We start from the raw sequence: 17,414 nt of genomic DNA on the forward strand, positions 1-17,414 counted from the left end.
CACCACTATATCGTTTTTGATTTACTGATTGCTGTAACAAAATTATCTATCCAGATGTCGAGTACGGCTTTTACAGCCTGGGCATTTTCATCGCCGTTTTGTTTTACGACTGACTCTACCGCTTTGTGGGCAGACATCATCAGCACGGGTTCCTGACTTTCCCCCAGATAAAACATGCTCTCCAGTGAGACTGACGTCACAACCTCTGACTGTTCGGTTGCCATAAGATAGGCGCTTTTGCCGGCGCTATACACCAGGCGAACAGGAATAAAGTCGCGTACTTGCATTTCAGTCGGTGCAAACTCAATTTCAGTAAACGCACCGCGTATAGTCAGTACGTCCGGGCCAAGCTCCTTTGGCTGCTCTAGCAAAACCTGATAATGCACAGAGAGCTTTTGTTGTAGCTGAGCCTGCATATAAATACTTAGCTTGGCCACATCTGCCGGGCTGAGCGATACTCTGGCTTCGTCATTGAGCTGCAGCCACACTTCAAAATGTGGCAGGTAGATGGTGTGTACCTGTTTCAGGGCGCCATTTTTAAGTTGTTCCGATACGTACAACGCGGTATCGGGATAAGTGTCAGAGGGTTTTAAACGCTGATAATCGGGTAAAAACCCTGAACGTGTTGTCTGTTGGGTGCTGGCGCAACCGGTAATGAACAGGGCCAAGATAGCCCAGATCGCAATGTGACGCATCGCCAAGTCTCCATTTGATATTCAGTCTGTACTTAATACATCAGTCCCGCGCAACAGTCTGATCTAAGGTGTTAAATGATGTTTTCACAGCTGGGTCATAAGCCTCTTTTAAAAATAGCAGCCTTTTGCCTGTGTGTGGCAACAATTACCAATAATGGTTCAAATTATCGCGCCACTATTCCTTATCCGGGGACAGCGTATGTGGCACAGCCTTTAACCACTTCAGTTATCCCCAGTCTCCACAATACGCAAAGCGCGAACCCAAAGCCTGGGATCCCTTAGTCATCTCCCGTGCAGGTTCGCGCATCCATATTATGGATTGTAATGCGAGTTAAACGCCTTCAACGATCAAGCGCGTATCTGGCAAACACGCCAAATGTGGGATCGCCAAATCCGGGCGTTCCATACGATTGAGTGCATTTAGCGCCGCCGCAATGGCTCCCTCCTGCCACCCAGGTAAAGACGACAGCTGATCACCAACGATGAAGAAGTTGGGTTGCGTTTCACTGCCGTCTGCCGCTTTCACCGCACTGCCCTGCGCCAGTACATTGAAATGGTGCACAGCCTGATCGCCGACCACATGCCACTGTGCCCAGCCGCCTTTGATATATGGCATATTCTGCCAGGCAATCGCCAGACCATGTTCCAGACCATCCCCAAATTCCTGACCGAACAATTTCGCGCCTTCACGTGCTTTGTCCAGACGCGCCTGAACCGGTAACTTACCCCACTCATAGGCAATTTCAGAGAAGTTATAGGCACCGGTGAGGACGCCTTTTTGGTCATGATAGGCCGTGGAGGGATACCAGATCTGTGTAATATCGTTGTCCGTCCAGGAGATCCCCCCGAAAATAGGCACTACACCAATTTCAGAATCCGGCACACTCAACAGATCGACGTTAGCACAATCATCATGGACTTCTTTAACCTGACTACCCTGCCATAAATAACGATCGGCCTGCCAACCCACTTTGGTCGTACATGCCAGGAACTTAGCCTTGTAGCCGCCATGGTCATCGACAAACTGAGACTGATACACAGCCTGTAATGCTGATTTAAATTCACTGTTGAGGCCCACCTGACTGTTTGGATCCTGAAGCGTTTCTGACAAGATCTCTTTCAAGAAAGGCATGGCCATGTTGCTGAAGCAGTAATCCGCATACACAACGTCAAGATCGTCAGTGCCTACTTTCGCGATAGAAATCGCAAACTGCTGACGCGATGTATCCCAGTCAATTTGTTTTACCGGACTGTTCAACAAGATGGTGCCACCCAGAGCAGCGACTTGCTGGGCAAAGGCATGCTGTACCTGATCCATCCCGCCGACTGGCTGAAACAGCGTCGACTGCCAGAGAAAATCAACGGGCTGATAAAAACGTGTTTTATCCCAAAACTCAGAGCCCAGTAAACTGTCGAAACTCAAAGGCTCCGCAATCGTTCCGGCATCCACGCCAGGCAGCTCTGTGTAACCCGCGCGAGAACGGCCATTCTCCATGCCATCTTCACCCGCCGTCACGACGTATTTACCCTCATTGGGACCGCTAGGTACCAACTCCCCAAAACTGATCATTAACTCTCTCAGCTGTTGGGCACGACGCTCAACATCCTGTGCGCCCACGCCACATTCAGTGGTTTTGATCAGCTGCTCAGCATTTTCAAACACCATCTGAGCCAGCCACCCCCGGGTATTGTGATCAAGACGGCGATAAACCAGCGGCAAACCCGCAAAGCTATCTGACATCTGCACTAAGTTAGACTCGCTGTTCATGACATAAACTTCCACATCCACACTGAATTGCTTCAGATAAGACAGCAGGCGTTTGTGGCTGGAGGGAATGCGGCCAGGACCCGCATTGAGATAAGGTTCTGCATCACCTTGTGGCCGGTCAAAGCGCACCACCTGTGGCTGACCGGGCTTGGAATGAAACAGCTGACTGTCAACATCCTCAATTAAGGTATCCCCGGTACGCAGGCTCAAACAACGTCCCCCTGTGCGGTTTTGCGCTTCCAGCACCGTCACTTCCATACCCGACTGTTGCGCTAACAATTCATAAGCCGTAGTCAGGCCGGATACACCCGCGCCAATGATCACCGCTTTCTTGCCCTGATATTTGTGCTTGGTCAGGGTCACCGGACCCGGTGTGACTTTAAGCTGCTGATTGGTCGCGTCATCGAGCGCGGCATGGGCTCTGGCTTTGGGGTGCTGCTGAAAAAAACGTGCGCGTGATTGGTGTTCTGCCATGAGTTGCTCCTTAATAAACACCTGCTCCAGGCCAACTCGATACATACAACGGCAAGGTTATACTGTCGCTCCGCTGAGAGACGACCTGGAGGTCTGGAAAAATAATTTATCCCTACTACCCACAGACTCCAGTAAGGGTGACTAGCCGTATCGCCCAGGCTGACATAGTGCTAAAGACCTGGTAGCGATCACGGCTTAGTAACTCTAGTCCAGTCCGTTCAGTTCTGCTTACTCAACAGGAGAATAACTTGCTACCAGCGACGACCAACAATATGAGTGATGCTATTTAAAATTGGCCATTTGTCGCTGTAACCCCCCCAATATGGAATATCTATATCAGCCAAGATTGAAAGACCAATCAAATTAACCGGTTAAAAATGGATATGCACCACGCGTTATCGTGCTGGCCCATCAGGCAAGGATATTTAACTTTGGCTAGTACGCTGTGGTAGGTGTGATTTTGTTGAATCTATTGGTAAGTGCACTGTTTGTGTCACTGTATAGAATGGCATTTATCCCGGCCTATGTGCATGGTGCCTATCTGCTATAAGGGTTTGCCATGCTTTTTCGGTGCCCTGCTGCTTGTGACCGTGCTTATTGTTACTCACTGCGTCACCAAGCCGCTGCTGGCAGACGCGTTTGGGCTATGTGCCCTGCGCGTCTGTATAGCGATTGATCAGTAAACTGGCGACCTGCTGCTTAACCGCACGCTTATCGTCCGGGTCAACGCCAAAACGCTGAGCCAATAAAGCAATTTCTTCATCGGTGAGATTAAACGACAGGCGTTGCCTGGTTTTTTTCGATTTGACTTCTAAATCCAGAATCTTGCGGATCATATCCGACGGCGTTAACTCTTCATCTATCGCCTGCTTTTTCAAGCTTTTCTGAACTTCTGTCGTTAAATCAAAGGCCATTTGAGTGGCCCGCAGCGCCCGTTCCTGACGCTGCCATTTGGCTTGTTTATCCGTCACGAGCTTGCTCCGGGAAACAACTCCACAATATCACTGAGCGGTCGGGTAATCGTCAGGGAAACTTCAGTCTCACCTCCGTCCCAGACCTCAATATTGATACTGTGTTTCTCGTCAGGCGATATCAGTTCTATCACCTCACAGACAGCGCCACTTTCGTCCTGATAACGTGGCAATGTCCGGCCACGATAGTCCTGTTCATAATAATAAGCAACATAAGGGGCTTCACTTTGCTGGTAGCTTTGCCCCAGGAAGCGCTCAAAAGCGGCCGGCTTTGTGTGTGTTTCGAGCTGTGTCAGGGATTCTTCATCGAAGATCCGGGCAAACTCATCGAGGGTAAATATCGCATCCACATCATCACGCTGGATCTTCACCGAAAAGTTAGCAAACTCTTCACCATCATCCTGCTCAATCTGCAAAAAAACCGCCCTACCAGATTCTGATTCAAGCACAAATTCATAGTCAGCACTGTGCTGGTATTGATATGTCTGCACTGCGGTGACCTTGAGTGTCTGGCCTTTTAGCCAGTCAGGATAAGCAAATGAATCTATCACCGTCAGCATATCACCGACACGCAGATCGCGGGCATGCTCAAGCTGGCGCTCCGGGGCCTTTTTAGATTTGAAAAAACCAAACATAACTCACCTTTTAAAAAATTAGAGCAAGCAAAAAAGGAGGCCAGGCCTCCTTTTTTCACTTCGGCCGCACTACTTTGCTTGTTTAGCCTTAATGCGGTCCAGAATATCATTGCTCTTTTGGGTTGTACCTATGCCCGCTTCTGCCATCTTGGCTTTCAGATCGGCACCTGTTTCAGCAGCTTCCAGCTCTTTGGCTGCGGCCAGCTGATCTTGTCTGTCCAGCTGACGTTGCTTAATACGCTCCAGAGACTGACGTGCATTCACCATAGACGACTCATTAGTGTTGAGTGTGCTGTTGACTGCCATCGTGGCTTTTTGCACGCTTTCTGTGGTTTTCACCATCGTCAGTTGGCGTTGGTTTTCTTTGATCGACTTTTCTGCATCCTTCACCTGCTGCTTGAGCAGAATAACATGCTTAGTAAAGCCATCCAGCACTTGCTGATGCTCTTCTTTCTCTGTTTCAAATTCACCAATTTTCTCGGCAATTTCTACCGCCAGTGCCTCATTGCCCTGTTGCAATGCCTGACCTGCATAGTCTTCATGCTCGGCAATGCTCTCGTCCAGTGCAGCCAACTTACGCTTGGTCTGCATTTCTTTCGCCATCACTTCAGTTAGGCTTTTCTTGGCTTTCGCCAGTGCGTTTTTCGCATCAGCAATTTCTTGCTCAAAAATACGGATGCCGTTGGCATCGACAATCGACTCACCCACTTCACGGGCACCACCACGCACTGCGGTAAATAATTTCTTTAAGATACTCATCTCACTTCTCCACTATTAATCTTTTAAATACACAGTCACAGCATCCAGGGCTTCGATGGCATTGTCTGCCAACGTGACCAGTTCGTGCGTTATCTCATCGATGGAGGAGGAAACTGCCAGTGCACCAAAGATAGCGTACTGTTCATCAATTTTAGCAAACGCACTCAAAGGGATCGGCACATTGAGTTTTAACAATGCTTCATTTAACTCGTTCAATAACTCAGGCTTCACTTCATTTTCATTAAACAGATAGCTGATACACACTAACTGTTCTTCGGTCTGAGTGACAAAGATCGGTAATTCGTCATTTCCCTCAACAATCACTTGTAATACATCCTGTTCACCTTCATTCGCGATCAGGAAGGATTCAAAGTTCGCACCTTCAGTTTCAAATGATGCCAATTTGATTGATAACTCGTTTAATTCCATCTTTCTTTACCTTTTCGTTTTGACATATTATGTCTGAGTTAAGATTTGCATGTGTGACATAATATGTCAACACTGTTGCGTTAATTTTTATACAACTCATCTTCCGTTTGCCATGCCTGACGATAATAGTCGTACAGCACGCCAGTCCCTAAGCGATTGACCTCAACCTCTTTATTCCTGTCAAAAAAGTGATTTGGAAAGACAAATGAGGACAATAAATATTTTTTGCTGACCCAGTTACTGGCAACCGGCAGCGCTTCAACTGCTGCAATTCTTGCACTGGCTGGCTGACCCGTTCGGGTTGCAATGGTCCACCCCCACTGACCAAAGGAGGGAATATTTTGCTGATACTGTTCAACATGAGCAAAGCCCGCCTGCTTGACGGTTTTTGCAATGCTGATAAAAGCATTTTTAGCGTGATAGGGAGAGGTAGACTGGATAGCCAGTGCCCCATCCGGTGCGAGCAATTGCCTGACATGATTATAGAAATAGTCACTATACAGTTTGTTCAGATCCGGATGATTGGGATCCGGTAGATCAATGATGATGGTATCGAACTGCAGACCCTGATCCAGCATGCTTTCGATTTCTAAAAAAGCATCTGCCACAATGACTTCTGCCCTGGGATCATTCAGTGCGTTGTGGTTCAGCTGAACAAGCTTAGCCGTGATCTCTGGCCGTGATTCAAATTCCTGCCCCTGCAGACCAAATAGCGACAGTAACTGACCATCCAGATCGATCAGGGTCGCACTGTGCACTGGCCACTTAAGTACATCACGCAACGCCAGGCCGTCTCCTCCACCAATGATCAACACCTTGTCGTGCCGGTTTGATGCCAGCATAGCCGGATAGACCAACATAGTATGATAGATTTGCTCGTCTATTGATGAGAACTGTAACCGGCCATTTAAAAATAAATCATTAATGGGTGCCGACTGCGTCCGACTGAGGCGCTCAGTGATCACCACATGCTGATACTTAGTTGACTCTGAATAAATCACTTTGTCTTTGTATAAGACATTACTGAGATCTTTCATCCACCCGCTTCCCTGGTGCAAGATGACCGCGAATATACCCAGCAACAAGAGATGACAGATCAACAGCAACTTTGCAAAACGTACAAACGCAAAGTAACGCCATAAAAAAATCAATCCGGCCACGATATTGAATAACGCTGTCCAGGCAGCAGCTTGCATGATCGGTAATGCCAGCATGATTGTCACCCAGATAGCAGCACCTACCCCTGCCCCGATATAGTCAGCGCCATAAATGGTGCCCGCATTATTCTCTAAAAATCGACCGTATACCTGCTGACGAATACGCGCAATTAATGGAATTTCCATACCAATCAAAATGCCGAGAATAAGCCCAAATATATAAGGTAAAAAGCGGGCAAAATCCTGTAGCAGCTGGAGGGGCCTGCCATCGAGTATGCTATCAGGCGGCAGATTATAAAGCGTGGAGAGCGTATGTGGTAAGGTGTAGGTCAGGGCAATAATACTGGCTATGATTAAAATACTGCTCATGCCTAATAACGCAATCACACTCTCCAGCCAGGCAAAGGCAGTGAAAGGATCTTTAAACCAGCGAGCTAAAAATGCCCCAATCCCCATGGCCACTATCATAGTGCCAATCATGGCATAGATGGCGCTTTCCACCGAGCCAAGCACCCTGCCTGCGTAATGCGACAGTAAGTATTCATAGATCAGACCACAGCCAGCCAGAATGGCCATAACACCGATCAGTAACACATCGTGACCAAACAGCGACATGCTGCCGGTCACTTTAGATTGATTTGACGGTACCGATACGCTCAAGAATTACGCACCTAACAAGGTGGCCATGGTTACACCCACAGCAAAAGAGACAGCGGCAGAGATGGTTGCCACACCAATGTTCTTTTGACGATTAACTTCATCAGAAATATCAGTGCCAGCGAGGATCACCTTGATCATCACTAGGTGCAACAAAGCAAACAACACTATGCTGCCCAGTGCAGCAATACTCCAGTAAATCAGGCTACTCGCCATGTTATCGGCAACATACGGTGCCAGACCAGACGCCGCAGTGAGCGCCAATGCAGCCCCAATGAGAAATCCGGCATAACGGATCCCGACCGCAACATTGTTATCCAGGATAGCTTGTTGCAGACAATCACCATTACGATTAGTACGCTTGAACAGTTGCACACGATATTGACTCACCAGCAACATACACACATTGCCAATGACAAAGGCGACGACCACGATTGGCAAGCCGTACCAGCCTTCAGTCAGCACCCAGAGTAACGCTGAGCGGATCACGATGGCGACACTGACCACATGACCAAAATCAATCAGGGCTGAGGTGATGTTGCCTTTAATGATTTCGCTGTGCAGATCGACTTTACGCAGTGCCACTTTATCCTGAAAAAAGTGGCCAAGCTTGATCAGTACAATACCAACCAGGCCATAACCCGCCATTTGCATCGCTTCCTGGGTCAGTGTACTGGCAAAGGCGCCACTGGTGATCCCCGTCAATACAATGGCCAGTCCGGTCAGGCCACCGGCAAAGCTCAGGCCAAAAGCAAAATTGTCTCGCTCGGTAATTTCATCATTGGCATGCAGGTTGGACACCCACCCTTTGATATATTTTAAACTCACGAACAGGGCAATGATCACCGCCATATCGATGAGAAGTGCCTGTAATGTCCAGGCTGTTAATCCGTTAAATTGATACATGTGTTAACTCCGCTATCTGATGCGCTACTTGCCCCGGCTCACGCCGCGAGAGGTCCGGTTTGAACTATTGCGAATTGAGCCCGAGCTCGACTTAGCTCTCGAGTAGCTGCTTCGCGATACTGCTGATGGGGTGTGACTGGCACGGCTAAGGCCTGAAGCGCCCGCCTTTCTTTTCGCATAAGGACTGGTAAATTGTCGCCCCTGCCGCTGATAAGACTGCCGCGTACGCTGCTCTATTGCGCTTTGGCGTTTATAGCCCTGATAACTGGTGTAGCGTTTACGGCCATAGTCGCTGTAATAGCTGTATTTACGGCGTTTGCTCCAGCTGTCATATTCAACATCTCCCACCAAATCACCCAGCATTCGGTACATGCCATACCACATCCAGAAACTGGTGCCATTAGAGTTGGTCTGCCATTCGCCATAGTTGGCATTACCAACCAGTTGGTTCCCTACAGCGGGTTGGCCATTACTGGCAGCCTGCTCTGCAGACTGACTAATGGCACCAACTCGAGCCAGCGTCCCATTGGACATATCGGCGAGTACGTTAATGGGGTCGGTCAGCGCATCATTAAACAGACTCAAAGAAGCGGCTTCTTTGAGCAAAATTGCCTGTTCGATGATGTCATCGCTGCTCATGCCCGGTTGGGGAGATTTCAGCGCCTGATAGCGAGAAAGTAAGTTCTGATACAAAGGACCACCACTGGTTGCATCCTGTGCAACCAGCTGAGCAATATTGTTCAGTTGCGGATTTTGCTGGCCCAGCACATTGCCATACTCGACCAGGAGATTAGCATTGCGCACTTGGTTTTTATCCAGCGCATCACCTAAGGTGTTGATCGCACGGGACGCGTCCTGAAGTGAGTGGGTAATTGTCTGCTGGATGCGTTCCTCTTTCGACTCACACCCGACCATTAAAAACATGATACAGAGCAGACTTATCAGTTTCCAAACTTTAAAATCGGACATTCATTGTCACCTAATCTACCTTGATACGAATTCAGATTTTCTATTCTACATAATTGCGATGGATAACCAAGCGACAAAATTAGTTCAGGCAATAAACAACATATCCCGGATGCCGATAAAACCTATTTTAGTGGGCCATACCCTTGATTGGTCATATTAAAATGGTGGCAAAATGCGAGAGACGAAAATGTAATATATCGGTGATAAAACACTTCACTCGTCTTATATAGCACGACGCGAACCTGGCAAACATAGTATGTGGGCAGCATAATGTTGCCCACATCTAAGGCACGTATAACAATCTAGAAGGTGACCAGCACCTCTACATCATCGCCTGAATACAATGCGGTATAATTGATGATTGCAGGCTTTTCACCGCCCGGGCTCATCATATTGGCACTGCACCATACTTTTTGTAAGGCAGTGTCCTCTGAAGACTGGGTAATCTCAGAATATCGCAAATCTTGTTGCTCGACGGCCTCATCAACAGCATCCAGCACCGTTGCCAGCTCGGTTGAACGGCCCTTCACTTCAACCGCACGCTCATATGTGATTTCGCCAGATTTACCGGCTTGTGCCAGCATCACATCGAACAACTGTGATTTGACTTCATCTTTGACGATATCATGGACCAATTCCATCACATCCTCATCGTCACATTGAGGTAATTCTGTCTGTTGTGATTCGCTGCCACATGCAGCAAGTAATAATAACGCCGGGATAGTTACCAAAGAAGTGAGTGCTTTCATTATAGTCCTTATAATTATCTATAAAATAGTCAAGTGCCTGCGGCATAATTGCCGTGCTGTAGGCCGCAGGCCTGGTATTAAACCTGTGTGTTAACAGTTATCCTCGAGCAGGTCATAAATCAGATCTTCCAGCTCCTCCAGGCTATCTTCGTCGATGACCAGGCGGGCTTTTGACTCATCTAAATCGAGTGCTTCGGCAAAAAAGCCTTTGAAGCCCCGAGCTTTGCGGTCAATTTCAAAAATGGCCTCCAGCTGACTACCACGATTGAAAAAGACAATCTCTACTTCGTCGAAACGGCCATGAAATTCGCCGGCAAAAGTTTTGAATTCCAGCTCCTGTACGAATGGCAAGCGAGAGAAGGAAGCCTCTTCAATACCTTCACAGTCTGATTCATACAATTTGAAACCCAGTTCTTCCATGCTATCGATAACGGCTTGTTGCAGCTCGGTTGGAACAACGCGGATATAATCACGATCGGATTTATCCAATGCCATATCAATGTCCAGATTGGTAGCAATCCAGGTTTGAGACTCACCGACAGTGATAGGCGTTTCCAGGTCTAAATCGAATGCAAAGGGAATATGCTTTTCATCACCTGGCTCAATGGTAAAACGCTCATTAATACAAAATTTGGCCAAGGTGTGTTGCTTAGTCACCGTTTCCGACTCACCTTCACTGTTCTCTCTTTCAACAGTGTAAATACACATCACTTTGAGATCGATTTTGTTGATCTCCTGAGCGACTTTACCCCCATTAATTTTAACTGTGCCGGAAATTTCCTCGCCAGGTGCAACCTGATGGTGATCTAACAATGTGTCGACTTTTGCCGCGCCAATACCCACAGCGCCAAGTGCTTTTTTGAAAAAAGACATATTCATCCTTATTGATCTTACTCCCCTCTATCAGTGAGGGTTTTCAGCATCGATTATATAAACGAATATAAAATCGTCAACCTCAGTTTTATTTCAGAAACTTTACCACAAAAATACCAAAGCCAATAAATACTTAATAAACAGCCACCTTCTATCTTACATTCACTTAATAGCAGTACAAGTAGAGAGATATATAAAACATTAAGGTGAGAAATAAATAACCCAATTTTAATCACCCTATTCCGGTATTAATTTATTTATATTCATTCCATTTCGAATAAGTCTATTTATACCTATATATACAGATATATCGCACATTGAAGATCTACATTTTCTTCAATCTCTTTGCCAATGCGGGTTTAAAACCTGCCCATTTAACGCAAAAAACCCGGCAAAGCCGGGTTTTTTAAAGCGTCAGTGTCTGGGGATGATGTCGGGTAAGAAGCAGCCATTACTGGCTACCCCTCCCCTAAGAACCGTACGTGCGAGTTTCCCCGCATACGGCTCAAGCCTTTATAAGTCCATACCAAAGTAAAGACCAGCGACCTTAACCAGTCCAGCCATTTCGTCTCGCATTGTCTTCACAATCAGACTTGTTTACGTATCCTTGGCTTGAGGCTCCAACTATACGGCCATTAGAAGCAGTTCTTCTCCATCGCCATTCATTAGAGTTGTCTTTGTAAAATTCCCACTTATCCATCTTTAAATACCTTCTATAAATTTTCAGTTAAATACACGAAAAAGCTATTACTAACCTTTCCTGAACATCCTTATTCATAAAGTACTACTAAACCTTTACGAATATTATTTATATGGGGGCATTTGCAGAAAAAAACAACCATAAAGTGCTTATTTTTTAACGATATGCAATTGCCGATGACAATTAGGGTGCAACAACACTAAATTGCTCATGTCATCACTGCCACCTTTCACCCTTTCCACGATATGATGAATATTCCATCCCGTTTCTTTGGTTATTTTGTGACGGCAAATCGCACAGCATTTCTGTTGTCTGAGCCAAAGCATGAGCACTTTCTGTTTACCTAACATTGAATCTCTCCAAACTCGCTCTAAGCGCTTTTCAAAGTATTCTTCAAATGCTAAATCATACGGATTAGCCTCTGCTTTCAATTTAGTGTGCCGCTTTATCACAGTATCGTTAGTGTATATCAGCCTCTTTTCAAAACCATCGGCTGTTATCCCTGAAAACGTCCAGTTTCGCTTGCCCACTGATTTAAAGTACTTAGCTTTAATCCAGCGTTTGTGACGATTGTTATGTCGCCGTCGGCACCACTGCCATAGAAGTTTCCAAATTCGATAATCCACATAATTAAAGATCTCCTTCGCCACAATGTGACGATGGTAGTTAGCCCAACCTCTGAGGATTGGGTTTAACTGACTAATTAACAAATCTGCCCTCATAGTCTTATTATCTTTAATTATTTTGCGAACCTTCCCAAGCAAACTCTTAACGCTTTTACGACTAGGCTTAATTAACATCTTGCCATTGTATTTACGTAGGTTTTGCCCAAGAAAATCAAATCCATCATCAATATGCGTTATTACCGTTTTCTCTGGTGATAACGTAAGCCCTCGTTCAGCCATAAAAGCTTCAACAAGGGGCTTAACTTCATTTTCGAGTATTTCTTTCGATATACCCGTTATAATGAAGTCATCAGCGTACCTCACATAATTGACCTTAGACTTGTAAGCGGCTTTTGTATTCTTCTTCCCAAAATGAGAAAACAACACATCTTCCAAACCATCAAGCGCTAAATTAGCCAATACAGGTGAAATAATTCCACCTTGTGGTGTACCCGCATCTGTCGGATTCAACTTACCAAATTCAACGAATCCTGCTTTTAGCCACTTTTTAAGTACTTGTTTATCTAACATTACATTAGCAAGTAACCAGTCGTGACTAATGTTATCGAAGCACCCTTTAATATCTCCCTCAAGCACCCACTCTGCCGAGCTTTTACGACTTAAATTGACAAAACATTGTTCTATCGCATCAGCCGTAGAACGCATTGGTCGAAATCCATAGCTATTGCGGTCAGCAATTGTTTCCGACACTGGTTCAAGAGCGAGCAGAAATAATGCCTGCATTGCCCTATCCAACATAGTCGGTATTCCTAGAGGTCGGCGTTTGCCGTTGCTCTTGGGAATATATATCCGTTTCAGTGGCTTAGGTTTATACCCGTGCCGTTTTAACCGATATATAGCTAACCATTTGCTATCAGGTGTGCTCCATAACTCCCCATCGATACCAGCAGTTCTTTTGCCTCGATTCTCAGTTACTCGTCTTACTGCTAAACACTTAGCCGCAAACGAGCGCACCAACATGCGTTGTAAAGCTTTCGCCTTACGCCACTGTTGTTGCTTAGTCGCCTTCGCGATCCGTACTTGTAGCCCTCTCACCTGACACTCAATTGAATACCAATCAATGGTATGCCAACTATGTGCTGGATGGGAGAACGCAGGTACAACAAATGCCGTACTCATCTTGCTTTTCTCCTATTAGTAATGAACCTAACAAGAGCAAGACGTAACTATCCCCTGACGGGAAGAGTTATTCTTACCCTGTCAGGAGCAAATTAAACGACGGCTTTACACGTCTATTTCGCGATTAAAAACCAGTTAGAAGTTAGCACTGTTTCCAGTTAATGCATTTCGCATCTATCTAAATCATTACAATATAGCATTCGCTTTCTCTAACCTCCTTTACCCACTTACTCAACAGTTTGCTTTACAGCTCCCCTGCTTAATCATTCAAATAACAAATAGATTAAGCGAATAATTAGGCTTACCGAGTTCCATTAAAGTTACATAAACAATTTAGGTTCTACCTATCCACCGACGGCTCAATGACGACGTATTTCTAGATGTAAAAGAAATAACCAGCCGCGCACCTTTTGGTTTAAGCGTATCAACAACATTTCGCTTATTGCGGTTGACGGTGTTTATCAGTAGTTCACATACGTTAACCCTGTTGTTTAGCCTAGCCCTCAACTCATTTATTGTTAACGAGTTATATCCCCTCTCACGAGAAGAATACGGCTGACGCCGAGGTACATTGTCAGGAAGCTTCGCACAAAACCGTTACCAGTAATGCACTATCCCTAGACTACAACTTGTCGCAAAGTTGGTCTCACTACATATAAATGAATATGTCGAGACAATAACTCTAATGGCTTGCACCGGAAGATCACTCCAGTAGCCAAATAGACACCTTAAAAAGGCATATCGCATAAAGTAATTACGATTAAGTAAATAAGCCGCTAAGCCTATCAACTTTAGTCAAACTACTTCATAGATTGGAAAGTACACTACAAGGGCACAAGGCCGTATTGAGGGCAGACAAAGGTCGCCCATTTTTTTCCCGATCGCATAACTGATCGACTAAAGCTTGTAGTTACTTTTACGTTTTGACGGCAGAAAAGAACTTTTCGCCGATTTTCTTCAACCAATTGTATATAAACACAATTGCGCGACATCTTCAGACAGAAGATTCCGGCAATCGGTTTATGTATACCGATTACCGGTGTCGACTACTAATTTTGCAGGAAGGGTGAACAGATACGTGAGTACCTGCTTACGGTGTAGCCTGCTAGGCTAGTGACCTACACGACTCTCGTCGCACTACATCATGCCGCCCATGCCACCCATTCCGCCCATGCCGCCCATGTCTGGTGCAGCCGCTGCTTCTTCCTTCGGAATTTCAGCAACCATGGCTTCTGTGGTGATCATCAGGCCAGCTACAGACGCTGCAAACTGCAGTGCAGAGCGCGTTACTTTAGTTGGATCAAGGATACCCATTTCGATCATGTCGTCGTATTGACCGTTCGCTGCGTTGTAACCATAGTTACCTTCGCCGCCTTTCACAGCGTTAACAACCACAGACGCTTCATCACCTGCGTTTGATACGATTTGACGAAGTGGCGCTTCCATCGCGCGTAGCGCAACTTTGATGCCGTGGTTCTGATCTTCGTTGTCGCCAGTCAGAGATTCGATCTTGCTCGCAACGCGAACCAGTGCAACACCACCACCTGGTACCACACCTTCTTCAACCGCTGCGCGAGTTGCGTGTAATGCATCTTCAACGCGGTCTTTCTTCTCTTTCATTTCTACTTCAGTTGCTGCACCGACTTTGATCACTGCAACACCGCCGGCCAGTTTAGCCATACGCTCTTGTAGTTTCTCTTTGTCGTAATCTGAAGTGGCTTCTTCGATTTGTGCTTTGATTTGTGCAACACGGCCGTCAATGCCTTCCTGCTCGCCCGCACCATCAATGATAGTCGTGTCATCTTTAGTGATAACAACACGCTTCGCAGTACCCAGGTCTTCAACTGTTGCTTTCTCAAGCTCCAGGCCAATCTCTTCAGAAATAACCGTACCACCAGTCAGGATAGCGATGTCCTGAAGCATTGCTTTACGACGGTCGCCAAAACCTGGCGCCTTAACCGCTGCAACTTTTACGATACCACGCATGTTGTTCACAACCAGAGTCGCCAGCGCTTCACCTTCCAGGTCTTCAGCGATGATCAACAGAGGCTTGCTGGTTTTTGCAACTGCTTCCAACGTTGGCAGCAATTCACGGATGTTAGATACTTTTTTGTCAACCAACAGAATGTGTGGGTTGTCCAGTTCAACCTGGCCTTTTTCCGCATTGTTGATGAAGTAAGGAGACAGGTAACCGCGGTCAAACTGCATACCTTCAACAACGTCTAATTCGTTCTGTAGTGACTGGCCTTCTTCTACAGTGATAACACCAGACTCACGACCAACTTTTTCCATTGCTTCAGCAATGATGTCACCAATTTCTTTGTCAGAGTTTGCAGAGATAGTACCTACCTGAGCAATCGCTTTAGCGTCTGAACAAGGAACAGAGAGCGCTTTAAGTTCTTCAACCGCAGCAATCACTGCTTTGTCGATACCGCGCTTCAGATCCATTGGGTTCATACCCGCAGCCACTGATTTAAGACCTTCGTTCACGATAGCTTGTGCCAGAACCGTTGCAGTGGTAGTACCATCACCCGCCGCATCGTTTGCTTTAGACGCCACTTCTTTTACCATTTGTGCGCCCATGTTCTCGAACTTGTCTTCCAGTTCGATCTCTTTTGCAACAGATACACCATCTTTAGTAATGGTAGGTGCGCCGAATGACTTATCCAGTACCACGTTACGGCCTTTTGGACCCAAAGTTACTTTTACTGCGTCTGCCAGTACGTTTACGCCTTTAAGCATTTTAGTGCGGGCATCGCCTGCAAAACGAACTTCTTTAGCTGCCATGATATTTATTCCTCTAAATTCTTTCGATTAACCGTTAAATGTTGAGTGCGACGACCGGGCTTACTCTACAATGCCCAGGATGTTATCTTCGCGCATGATCAGATATTCCTGACCTTCGATTTTTTCTGTTTTCTCAACGTACGAGCCAAACAATACAGTGTCGCCCGCTTTAACTTGTAATGCTCTCACTTCACCATTGTCCAACACGCGGCCGTTGCCCACAGCAACCACTTCACCACGGGTTGATTTTTCAGCGGCAGAACCAGTTAAAACGATACCGCCAGCAGACTTTGTTTCTTCTTCAAGACGCTTAACAATAACGCGATCATGTAAAGGACGAATGTTCATGTGTTTAGTTCTCCTAACAGTTTCTGAACAGTGACAGAATACATAGTGTAGATGTTTGCCCGTTCAACCTTACCCGTTGATAAGGGGCTAACTAATTAATGCTTGAGTTGCTTCACTTTATGGGGATGGGCAAAACAAAACCCAAGCATTTTTTTCAATTTTTTTAGTCCTTGCGCTTAAACTCGCCTTCTAATGTGGTGTTCCCTTCGCCCCGTTCAGGCTGCACATGAGCAGAAGTACGACCAGCAAACGGGTCGAACTGCTGTTCCTGCTGTGCCGAATGCTGGTTGAACATGCCACCACTTTGCACCTGCACCGTAGCACGCTGCAACAGGGCCTTTGCCAGCTTCTGACGAATGGCAGGTGTGAGCAGCATAAAGCCCAGCACATCGGTCATAATACCCGGAGTCATCAGCAGCACACCGGCGATGATCACACAGATCCCGGCAAACAAATCGCTGGCAGGCAGCTGGCCTTGTGCCATTTGTTGCTGCACATTTGCATAGGCTCCCAGACCTTGTTGTTTTACCAGGCGTGCGCCCAATACCGCCGTCAGGATCACCAACGCCAACGTGGCAAATCCGCCAATGACGTCACTAACTTGCAATAACAGGGCTATTTCAGCGATAGGAATAACAATAAAGAGTAGAAAAAGGACTTTAAACATAAGATCTCCAAAATAACTGAAATAGATGTATGGGTCCTCGGGTCTTATTTCAAGCCCGTGCATCT

General features: G+C 46.4%; 16 protein-coding genes. All 16 read right to left on the reverse strand.

Features of this window, described 5'->3' with window-relative positions:
• Positions 1 to 5: 5 nt before the first annotated feature.
• The 16 genes from PRUB_RS03880 to PRUB_RS03955 all read right to left on the reverse strand — a co-directional run bounded on the left by PRUB_RS03880 (position 6) and on the right by PRUB_RS03955 (position 17,349).
• Positions 6 to 695 (reverse strand): DUF3313 family protein, encoded by a 690-nt coding sequence (locus PRUB_RS03880; RefSeq protein WP_010383722.1) that lies wholly within the window; start codon positions 693 to 695, stop codon positions 6 to 8.
• A 331-nt stretch (positions 696 to 1,026) separates the two neighbouring features.
• Entirely contained in the window at positions 1,027 to 2,937 is a 1,911-nt protein-coding gene (locus tag PRUB_RS03885; RefSeq protein WP_010383725.1) for a flavin monoamine oxidase family protein, read from the reverse strand.
• A 644-nt stretch (positions 2,938 to 3,581) separates the two neighbouring features.
• Positions 3,582 to 3,851 carry a hypothetical protein gene (locus PRUB_RS03890; RefSeq protein WP_228553276.1) on the reverse strand — a complete coding sequence of 90 codons (270 nt, stop codon included), beginning with the start codon at positions 3,849 to 3,851 and terminating at the stop codon, positions 3,582 to 3,584.
• Positions 3,852 to 3,904: 53 nt separating this feature from the next.
• A complete protein-coding gene (locus tag PRUB_RS03895) occupies positions 3,905 to 4,543 on the reverse strand; it encodes a DUF4178 domain-containing protein (protein ID WP_010383727.1) in 639 nt (212 codons plus the stop codon).
• A 69-nt stretch (positions 4,544 to 4,612) separates the two neighbouring features.
• A complete protein-coding gene (locus PRUB_RS03900; RefSeq protein WP_010383728.1) occupies positions 4,613 to 5,302 on the reverse strand; it encodes a PspA/IM30 family protein in 690 nt (229 codons plus the stop codon).
• A gap of 15 nt (positions 5,303 to 5,317) precedes the next feature.
• Complete coding sequence (locus PRUB_RS03905) at positions 5,318 to 5,731, reverse strand: DUF2170 family protein (RefSeq protein ID WP_010383729.1); 414 nt, start codon at positions 5,729 to 5,731, stop codon at positions 5,318 to 5,320.
• Between the two features lie 80 nt (positions 5,732 to 5,811).
• Entirely contained in the window at positions 5,812 to 7,548 is a 1,737-nt protein-coding gene (locus PRUB_RS03910; RefSeq protein WP_021032733.1) for a polyamine aminopropyltransferase, read from the reverse strand.
• Positions 7,549 to 7,551: 3 nt separating this feature from the next.
• The gene (locus tag PRUB_RS03915; RefSeq protein WP_010383731.1) at positions 7,552 to 8,451 is read right to left on the reverse strand and encodes a DUF350 domain-containing protein; all 900 of its coding nucleotides are present in this window, start codon (positions 8,449 to 8,451) and stop codon (positions 7,552 to 7,554) included.
• A 24-nt stretch (positions 8,452 to 8,475) separates the two neighbouring features.
• Positions 8,476 to 9,420: a hypothetical protein gene (locus PRUB_RS03920; protein ID WP_010383732.1), complete on the reverse strand. Its 945-nt coding sequence runs from the start codon at positions 9,418 to 9,420 to the stop codon at positions 8,476 to 8,478.
• A gap of 302 nt (positions 9,421 to 9,722) precedes the next feature.
• Complete coding sequence (locus PRUB_RS03925; protein WP_010383734.1) at positions 9,723 to 10,169, reverse strand: hypothetical protein; 447 nt, start codon at positions 10,167 to 10,169, stop codon at positions 9,723 to 9,725.
• Positions 10,170 to 10,259: 90 nt separating this feature from the next.
• Positions 10,260 to 11,042 (reverse strand): sporulation protein, encoded by a 783-nt coding sequence (locus tag PRUB_RS03930; protein WP_010383735.1) that lies wholly within the window; start codon positions 11,040 to 11,042, stop codon positions 10,260 to 10,262.
• 547 nt (positions 11,043 to 11,589) lie between these two features.
• Positions 11,590 to 11,742 carry a YegP family protein gene (locus PRUB_RS03935; RefSeq protein ID WP_010383736.1) on the reverse strand — a complete coding sequence of 51 codons (153 nt, stop codon included), beginning with the start codon at positions 11,740 to 11,742 and terminating at the stop codon, positions 11,590 to 11,592.
• 149 nt (positions 11,743 to 11,891) lie between these two features.
• Positions 11,892 to 13,547, reverse strand: coding sequence for a group II intron reverse transcriptase/maturase (ltrA, locus tag PRUB_RS03940; RefSeq protein ID WP_010383737.1), 1,656 nt, complete (start codon positions 13,545 to 13,547; stop codon positions 11,892 to 11,894).
• 1,137 nt (positions 13,548 to 14,684) lie between these two features.
• Positions 14,685 to 16,334 (reverse strand): chaperonin GroEL, encoded by a 1,650-nt coding sequence (groL, locus tag PRUB_RS03945; protein WP_010383738.1) that lies wholly within the window; start codon positions 16,332 to 16,334, stop codon positions 14,685 to 14,687.
• Between the two features lie 60 nt (positions 16,335 to 16,394).
• Positions 16,395 to 16,682: a co-chaperone GroES gene (locus tag PRUB_RS03950; RefSeq protein ID WP_010383739.1), complete on the reverse strand. Its 288-nt coding sequence runs from the start codon at positions 16,680 to 16,682 to the stop codon at positions 16,395 to 16,397.
• Positions 16,683 to 16,845: 163 nt separating this feature from the next.
• A complete protein-coding gene (locus PRUB_RS03955) occupies positions 16,846 to 17,349 on the reverse strand; it encodes an FxsA family protein (protein ID WP_010383741.1) in 504 nt (167 codons plus the stop codon).
• Between the last annotated feature and the right edge of the window lie 65 nt (positions 17,350 to 17,414).

This window comes from Pseudoalteromonas rubra (assembly GCF_000238295.3).
GTDB classification, from domain to species: Bacteria; Pseudomonadota; Gammaproteobacteria; order Enterobacterales; family Alteromonadaceae; genus Pseudoalteromonas; species Pseudoalteromonas rubra.